Annotated in this window: 6 protein-coding genes and 1 pseudogene; 4 read left to right on the forward strand and 3 right to left on the reverse strand. The window is 41.1% G+C overall.

Features of this window, described 5'->3' with window-relative positions; translation table 11 throughout:
• Positions 1–295: pseudogene (locus tag F6J94_RS25490) on the reverse strand (ATP-binding protein); the annotation flags it as partial.
• A 1845-nt stretch (positions 296–2140) separates the two neighbouring features.
• Between F6J94_RS25490 and F6J94_RS25495 the strand changes: the two are divergent.
• The 3 genes from F6J94_RS25495 to F6J94_RS25505 all read left to right on the forward strand — a co-directional run bounded on the left by F6J94_RS25495 (position 2141) and on the right by F6J94_RS25505 (position 4891).
• Entirely contained in the window at positions 2141–2371 is a 231-nt protein-coding gene (locus tag F6J94_RS25495) for a hypothetical protein (RefSeq protein ID WP_293026147.1), read from the forward strand.
• 195 nt (positions 2372–2566) lie between these two features.
• Complete coding sequence (locus F6J94_RS25500) at positions 2567–2731, forward strand: hypothetical protein (RefSeq protein WP_293026145.1); 165 nt, start codon at positions 2567–2569, stop codon at positions 2729–2731.
• A gap of 360 nt (positions 2732–3091) precedes the next feature.
• Positions 3092–4891 carry a mechanosensitive ion channel domain-containing protein gene (locus F6J94_RS25505; protein ID WP_293045251.1) on the forward strand — a complete coding sequence of 600 codons (1800 nt, stop codon included), beginning with the start codon at positions 3092–3094 and terminating at the stop codon, positions 4889–4891.
• 339 nt (positions 4892–5230) lie between these two features.
• Here the strand turns inward: F6J94_RS25505 and F6J94_RS25510 are convergent, their stop codons facing one another.
• Positions 5231–5419 (reverse strand): chlorophyll a/b-binding protein, encoded by a 189-nt coding sequence (locus F6J94_RS25510; protein WP_071103444.1) that lies wholly within the window; start codon positions 5417–5419, stop codon positions 5231–5233.
• Positions 5416–6417, reverse strand: coding sequence for a succinate dehydrogenase/fumarate reductase iron-sulfur subunit (locus F6J94_RS25515; RefSeq protein ID WP_293045253.1), 1002 nt, complete (start codon positions 6415–6417; stop codon positions 5416–5418). Before F6J94_RS25515 ends, F6J94_RS25510 begins: the two co-directional genes overlap by 4 nt.
• A gap of 411 nt (positions 6418–6828) precedes the next feature.
• On the opposite strand from F6J94_RS25515, the gene F6J94_RS25520 reads away from it, so the two are divergent.
• A complete protein-coding gene (locus F6J94_RS25520; RefSeq protein ID WP_293045255.1) occupies positions 6829–7248 on the forward strand; it encodes an AbrB family transcriptional regulator in 420 nt (139 codons plus the stop codon).
• The last annotated feature ends 1175 nt before the right edge of the window (positions 7249–8423 follow it).

Raw genomic sequence — 8423 nt, forward strand, 5'->3', positions numbered from 1 at the left:
GAGCCAGGGCAATCAACATCACGTCTAAATCAAATTCAGACAAACCGAAAGTCTGTTTCAGCCAGTTTAATGGTGTATTGTTAGTCTGATCGGACTCAGTTTTTTCTGCATCTACTGCAAACAAAGGTATCCCTGGTTCACGATCTAGGAGTTGCTTGACCTGATCGCGATTAATACGAAGACCTCGATAAGGGTCAGTAGCTGCTTCTGAACCGTAGACAGCTTGTGCTGTTATTACTGCTTGCTCTAGTAATTTATCTAGCCTTTTTAAGGCTGAGAGCAGATCGTCGAACATGGCTTAGTTAGGTTGAAGTTTGTTTTTGGAAAATAGACATCTCCAGGAATTGCGAAGCAAGTCCATCACTAGCTTTGAGATGTTTGCAATGATTCACAAATGCGTTCACTTTAAACGAAATAATAAGGATTGGGGGTTCTTCAGTATCTAGTATGCTAAACTTATAGATAAAACCTTAAATAAAATCTGAGGGGGTAACATGAGCCCTAAAAACATTACTATATAAGGCTTTGATGCCAATGAGCTATGGCTTGATACAGCCAATTGACCCTCCTTTCATTTTCTGGAAGCTCAAACCCTTATAACTACATCCAATGTCAGCCCAAAACAGCATCTATCTTTTTATAACTGATGGGCTGAAATTATTACCCAGTAAGGATTTTAGCGTGGATGTCACCCCCCCATAAATAAAATCAAGTAATGTATCCAATTATAGCAGTACTAAATGATTCGTAAAAATCAACTTGGCTTAATTAATCGTTTATTTCCTATTATTTTTTTTGCAACAAACCATACTTATGAAGTTTATTAAAATCAAAAACTTCTCTTTGAATAAAAAAAGTAAATAACCACTTAACTAACGCAAATTACCGTAATTTATCCCAAAATTTTATTAATAAATTTTTAGTTTTTAACCAAATATATTCAACAGGTGCGACCGGTCGCACCTGAAGTAATGCGCTCAATTTGTCTGCCATGACTCTTGTCAATCGTTCGATTAACTGTAATTGGGGTTTGATGATTACTCACATATTCTAGATAATAATAGAGTTTTTTTTGATTCTTTTTAACGGCAATAAGATAATGATTATTGGAGTTTATAATATCAAAGGTGGTTTGTTTTTGGCAGTGGATAGCATCCAGAGTAAATACTTGATTCTGAAGGGGGCAAGTTTTTATAGCTTCTTGGACTTGGTGGATTTATGAACTTTTATTATTCTCAAGCGGTGCGACCCCGCGCTTTTTCAAAGCTAAGCGTGAACGCGTACCAAGAGAAACGATTTAAATTTAAAACTAACCCTAACTCCTGACTAAATCAATAAAAGATTACCACAATTAAAAAAAATAATTGAATTATTGTGACATATTTTAACCTTAATATTTATATCCCATCAGTAGCTATCCAATATCTTAAGGATTTATAAAAAGCAAACTGACTTGCCCACTGATGAAAAATTTTTCACAAATTTGATAAATTTACTCCTAGCATCACTGGTCGAATGGTTTAGTAATAAGTAACTATATCCTGGAAACTATTTAAGTTATTAAATAACAAATCTTGATTAAATTTATATAAATTTTCTAAAGATATATACCTAGTATATCCTTGCCTAAGTTCGATAATGATAATTAATAAAACCCTTTATCAAGGATGCCGTTGTCCTTGGAGTTGACGAAAGTCCTTCGGATACGAAACCTTTAAAAGGGTCGCATGGGTGATAGGTTACGCATAAAAGGGTTGATTATTTGTGATAAGGCGACCCTGTTATACGGTAACTTCAAATACTTTTTTGAGGGCTTGAATTAGGCTATTCATAGATAAACTTTTTTTGATTAAATAGCGTTAGCTTTTATTTTACACTCTCGGCGAGCGCTTTTTGTTTTGGTGATATCATTCGGTTTTTTATTCCGTTGCCCAAGCTTTTTGCGCTTAGAGAATTTAACGACTTTTTTCAGGTTAAAATACTTAATCAGACAAAAAAAGGGTGATTCCGTTACTCCAAGGCGGTTTCAAAACCTCAGAAAAAATTTTGACATCGACAATGAAACAGCCCTGCTTACTAAGGGGGGTTAGGGGGGATTCCTGCTCCTCACAGGGGTAGGTTTTTTACATTTGGGTAAAACATGGGACTTAACCTCATCAGAGGAAAAGGAAAACAACGAAGAAGCGATGCAGTGGCCTCACGGGGGTTTCCCCCACTCGCTATTGCCGTGGTTTTCCCTACTCGCTATTGCATCAAGACAATGATGATTTTTAACGACAAACCCCACACCCGACACCTCACCCCACACCCGACACCTCACCCCACACCTCACCCCACACCTGAGGTCAAAGTTAAAAACCTACCCTTATGAGGATTCCTGCTCCCCCTGCTATACTCACCAGGAAGTAAGTTATTCAACCGGATTTGATAGTATTATGTTTCTCTAGGAGCATTCAACGAATTGTTAAGAATACAGCCCAGTAAAAATAAAGGGTTTTACCGAGTTTTACAGAAGCATATTATACCAAATACGGCTGGTAAATCTACCATTACCGATAACTAAGCTATGGATGATGGCAGCCATGAAAAATTAATTATCAGCCAGGGAAATAAAGATATGATCAAAGCGGAGTCGGTATTCAGCAAAGATTTTGCAAAATTTTTGTTCAAGATGTTTATTGATGAAAAATATTGGGCAACAATAAGGACATGGCTCGATTTAAACCAATAAAAGGCTATCTATACCTTGTTGACTGTTGACTGTTAAACGTTAACTATTGACTGCCCCCGGGATCTTCATTTTAGGGTTAGATAGAGAGAATTATAAAGGGATAAATTCTGTCAAAATCCGAATATTTGCCGAAAATTAGGCTCCGCTGCTCTACTGCTCTGCCCCCCTCAGTCTAAATCGAAAATGAAACAGCTCTGCCGATCTTCGGGGGTAATGGGGGGAGCAACTGTTGACAGTCAACGGTTAAAACTCAACAGTGAACCAAACTATACAGGTTACATCTTCATTGGTTAACACTCAACAGTGAACCAAACTATACAGGTTAAATCTTCATTAACGTCTTATTAACACGAAAAACCAATGATTCGTTACCGACAAAAGAAAATTAGCATTTTATTTGGCAGTCTCTTAATGGTTGGGGCATGGTGGTTACCGGTCCAAGCGAAACAGACCACTAATTTAATCTTAGAGAAAGCCGTTACCACTGACGATCCAACTATTCCGATTGAGGAGCTAGAGCTAATGCTCAAGCCTTTGACTAAGGATGAGCTGGATGGTGAAGCTGAGGCGTGGATGTTCTTGCTTAAAACTAAAGTTAAAGAACTTAGCGATGCTGAAATTGCTGTCAAGCGCAAAAATCGAGAGCTTCAACAAACTAAAGAAGCTGTTGATGCCCTAGAAGATGCCAAAGAGGCTCTTGAGGAAGCGACAGACACTAAGCAAAAAATAGAGACTGAGGGATCGCCGGAGGATCGCGTTAAAGCTTTAGAAGCTGCTAAAGATGCACAAGAAGCTCTCGAAAAAGCTCAGGAGTCAGTAGAAGAAGCAGTCAAAGAAGAGGAAAAGACCAAGCAAGATCAAACTTTGCAAGGGGCGATTGATAAAGCAGTTGAAGGTACTGAAACGGAGAAAGATAAAGCCAAAACCTCAAACGAGGATGTTGCTAAGGTTCAAGAGAAGATTGGGACAATTAGCAATAAAATTGTTACTGATGAACAACAGCAGAAAAAGACTCAACAGGGAATTGACCAAGCCAAACAAAACCTAGAAGAAGCGGTCGAGGCCAAGACCGAAGTTAAAAAGCAAGTTCTGGTCAACATGACTACACTGCGAGAGGAACGCACTGCTTTAAGCGATCGCTTTGAGGTCGTACTTGAAGAGCTGGAAACTAAAGGCGGTGATGTTGAGTTGTACGACAAATACATCGATGCCATCAGTGGGATTAAGGTAGACGTCACTGACACTGAAGGAACCTGGATTACCATCGTCGGCTGGCTCCAGTCTAAAGAAGGAGGTCTGCGCTGGGCGAATAACATTGGCAAATTTTTAGGAATTGTCGCTGGCTTTAGCATCCTCTCCCTGATTATAGGGAAAGTCCTCGAGAAATCTTTGTGGATGTTCCCGAATATGTCAGCTATGCTGCGTCAGTTCGTAGTTAGGATAACCCGCCAAGGATTATTTTTGGTGGGTCTTCTTTTAGGGATCACTGCCCTAGAGGTAAGTATTGGTCCACTAATGGCCATGATTGGAGCTGCTGGTTTTGTGGTAGCGTTTGCTTTCCAAAATACCCTCGGTAACTTTGCCAATGGGTTAATGATCTTGCTCTATAAACCTTTTGACGTGGGCGATATGATTGAAGTAGCTGGGGTAAAAGGTACGGTTAAGGATGTCAACTTAGTTTGCACCACCATCAAGACTTATGAAAATAAAATCATTATCGTGCCAAACAACTCAATCTGGGGTAACGTTATTGAGAATGAAACCAGTAGCCCCGTCCGCGCTATGTTTCTCACGGTAAGGATCAGCTATAGCAATAGTATTACTCAAGCGATCCAAGTTCTTAAGGATATTGCCAACTCTCATCCTTTAGTATTAGAAGACCCTGCACCTTGGATTGACACTGGGGAATTGGCTGAATATGCTGTTAATATTTGGTTTATGGCCTATACTAAGAAAGAGGATTACTGGACAGCCTATTGTGACATCAGCCGAATTATAAAAGAAAGATTTGAAGAAGAGGGGATTGTGATCCCACTGCCTCAGCAGGAAATATACATCAGCGAAGTTATGGCTCAGCAAGACCTTCCCCGAGCAGGAAGTCATGGCCAGATAGCAAATCCAAAGCCCCATAGCTCTTTCCCCAATGGTAAGACAGCTTGAATCTGTAGACTTTTCTGTAGAATGCCTACTTTCGTATAGCAGCGGTCCAAAATCTATCTAATTAACACAACTAATAGCCAATCCGGGTGCAATACTCCAGTTTAATTAGCTTTTCATTGCCCAGAGTTTTGTAGAGACCTAGCATGCTAGGTCTCTACATTTGTGTAGCCGCAACAATTGGCTGGTCAGGGCAAGGAGGAAATCCCAACAGAGGTAGTAAACCGTCAACCTTGGCCTTTCGGCCACACGTGCGCGTTCAACCGTCAACCGTCAACAATCCTGATTGTAAGAGCAAATAAATCTCAAGCTCGGGATCATTATATAGTAGTTGGAAATTCCTTAGAGTAGACCCAGCCAAGTCAACAAACCTTGACCAGTGAGCAACTCCAGTAACACGATACAAACTAAGGCAACCATGGCAAACCTGCCATTGATTTGCTCAGCATAGGGAGTCCAACCAAAAGCTGGTTCAGGTTGGTTAAAAGACTCCTGAGACGATTCACTAGAATTGGGTGTTTCAGAACTCATGACTGATCAGATCCTTCAGACTCCAAATTTTTTACCGATTCAATTAGCGATCGCACTTGTGATGTGCCTGCTGATGGAGAAAAGCTCAAGGGAAACTTACCTCTAACTAGCATTCGTAATCCCAGTGGTCCTAGGCTCGCCAAACCTTGGATATCTCGAAATGAGTTACCAACCACCTGCAAGCCAAACTTACGCTCATCAATCCAGCCTCCCTCTTTGACTAAATCAATTAGGACTTTGCGGTGGCGGATTGGACGACTATCATAGGTCTCAATGCCTTCAAGAATATCCTGTTTAATCTTACCGATTTGATCCATAGGAGCCACACCCATCGGGCAAACCGCATTACACATCATACAGCGGGTACAACCCCAGACTCCTTTTGTTCCTTCGTTATATTTCTCCAAACGATTTTCCGTGGTATTATCACGGGAATCTACCACCAGACGCTGTGCTTTAGCCAAGGCATGAGGACCGACAAAATCTCGATTAACTTCTTTGGCATTACACTCAGAATAACAGGCACCACACATGATACAATTACCTGCCTGAGCCAAATGCGATCGCTCTTCAGGACTCTGTAAAAATTCCCGTTCGGGAATCTTCCTAGCAGCAGTGCTGACGTAGGGATCAACAGCTTCTAAGTTATCCCAGAAGCTGCTCATCTCAACGACTAAATCCTTGATTACTGGCATATTACCCAGAGGTGCTATAGTAATCTCCGGGATTTTAGAGTCATCTGGCAGCTGTTGCTTGCCCAATTCATTGCCCACATTTTCCTTACAGGCCAAAGCCGAGCGACCATTGATTCGTATGCCACAGCTACCACAAATCGTGTTGCGACAATTTTTGCGAAAAGCTAAAGTACCATCTTGTTCCCACTTAATACGATTCAAGCATTCCAGAATCGTGTTTCCTTTCTGGACATCCAGCCTATAAGTCTGGAGTAGTGGCGCAGTGTTTTGAGTCTGTCGAATGATTTTAAAATCAACTTGCATAAAACTAAGCTCTTGAGTATTCCAACATATACAAGGATAATCGGTAAGGTTAAGGGATGATATGAGCAACAGGACTACTGTTGAGGTAAGTAGTTACTCTTGATAATTAGGCCATACTTGTTTGAGTAGTCCCTAGGGAAGCAATACCCCTCGCTAGTTGACTTCTGGTGTAAGAGTGCAATCCTATTGGTATGTTTCCTGGATTATTTTCATAGTTATCATCTTACTGCCCCTAAAGGCTTAGGCAGAGATTGTCTGATCTGTTATTATTGAAATACGTAAAGATTTAAACAAATGATCCAAAATATCTTGTCAACTGAGATAGATTTAACGATATATTTTTAATAGAGCCAAAGTTTGGCCATTAATGATCTTGACCACTCTGAAGTTTAAAGGATATCTCGTGAGATTATGCCAGAGATTTCAACTACTCCCCTAACTGGTAAAGCATTACTTCAAAAAGTAAAAGAGCTATCACACTTGCCTCGCCGAGAGACAGCCAAGCGTTGCGGCTATTACACTATAACTAAAACAGACCAGACCCGCGTCAATTTAACAGATTTTTATGATGCGGTTTTAGGAGCCAAGGGTGTTCCCCTGGATCCAGAAGGCACAAAAGATGGTCGGGGGCGTGAACCGACTTATCGTGTGAGTGTCCATAAAAATGGTCAAATTGTTATTGGTTCAACCTACACTCATGCCATGGGATTAGAGCCTGGTGATGAGTTTGAAATTAAACTGGGCTACAAGCATATCCATCTTAAGCAGGTGGATGAAGAGTCTGAATCTGAAGAGGTATCTACTCACAAACCAAAGAAAGCCACCTCTTAGTGCGTGTTCCCTAGCGCTTTTTAAAAGCGCGGGGTCGCACCGTAAAGAAGTAATCCTTCTTACAGAAAATCCTGCGAGTTTGAAACCCCCGTCTCTAAGCGAGCGGGGATGAAAAACGACCGTGTGGGGCGAGCCTTGAAGATTTTTTTGGCACGTGAGCTTGTAAGAATCTGTTACCGACGTTATGGGTAAAGCCCCCGTGATTTATCCGGGGGATATAACCTTGCTTGACGAATTTATGCGTCAATGGATATTTTTTTCTTCTGTTGTCGGTAATCCCTAAACTAGCGCTGTCCTATATAATAGGAAGTGAGACAACCAACTTGCCTGAATATAAATAGACGACGTAAAAACCTGTTAAAAGAATGATACATGCACCTCGGTTTCGTCTAACGATCTGGGAGTCTATGAAACGAATAAGGTAGATATTGTATTAAAGTTGATTGTCTCCCATTCTAAACAAGGTACGGTGGGGTTTGAAGTTACCGTAAGTAGAGGGTCGCCTTTACAGGGGACTGGCTATGATAAAAAGGGTCAAAACTTATTAACTAAGGCTCCACTCTACTAAGGTTTCGTTTCCGGCACACCGGAACCTGGATCAATGATCCAAACGCTGGGTTTGAAGTTACCGTAAGAGAGGGTCACCTTATTAAAAAAGATTTAACCATGCATCTGCATAGCCTGCTGACTATAAAGGCGACCCTCTCTAAGGTTTCGTCTCCGGGGAGATTTGGCCTTATCTGTGCTTGGTGAAAACCTGTCATGGCAAGGGGAATCGTTGAGCCAAGAATCCCCGTCTCTGGGCGAGCGGGGAGTGTCAAAATAATTGTATCGGTACCATAAGGTACAAGGAAACTCCAGGGAAAGAACCTGAAAAAGCTTCCGCTAAGCGCACGCTGGGCGAAAAAGGACAGACCAACCTCTACTTGGAAAATGTCATTTTTTAAGCAAGTGGACTGGTTGATCTGCTGAAAAGCTGATGACCAAGAATCAAGCATATGCCTACGGTGAGGATGCCCCATAATAAGACAGTAGAAACAAAAATCTTCTTTCTACTACCTGAGGAGTTGATAAAGCAGGCTATTATTAACCAGCCCGATGTGCTCTGTGGTTAGGGAAGCAAGGCATAGGAAAACGGCAGCCGCTTATGGTAGTTTAGTTTAGACCTTATAGTC

The organism is Moorena sp. SIO1F2, from assembly GCF_010672755.1.
GTDB lineage: Bacteria > Cyanobacteriota > Cyanobacteriia > Cyanobacteriales > Coleofasciculaceae > Moorena.

What these genes read in the sequence shown, in the direction of transcription:
- F6J94_RS25520 (WP_293045255.1), top strand. Translation starts at nt 6,829, where the DNA reads ATGCCAGAGATTTCAACTACTCCCCTAACTGGTAAAGCATTACTTCAA.
- F6J94_RS25500 (WP_293026145.1), top strand. Translation starts at nt 2,567, where the DNA reads ATGGATGATGGCAGCCATGAAAAATTAATTATCAGCCAGGGAAATAAA.
- F6J94_RS25515 (WP_293045253.1), bottom strand. Translation starts at nt 6,417, where the DNA reads ATGCAAGTTGATTTTAAAATCATTCGACAGACTCAAAACACTGCGCCA.
- F6J94_RS25495 (WP_293026147.1), top strand. Translation starts at nt 2,141, where the DNA reads ATGGGACTTAACCTCATCAGAGGAAAAGGAAAACAACGAAGAAGCGAT.
- F6J94_RS25505 (WP_293045251.1), top strand. Translation starts at nt 3,092, where the DNA reads ATGATTCGTTACCGACAAAAGAAAATTAGCATTTTATTTGGCAGTCTC.
- F6J94_RS25510 (WP_071103444.1), bottom strand. Translation starts at nt 5,419, where the DNA reads ATGAGTTCTGAAACACCCAATTCTAGTGAATCGTCTCAGGAGTCTTTT.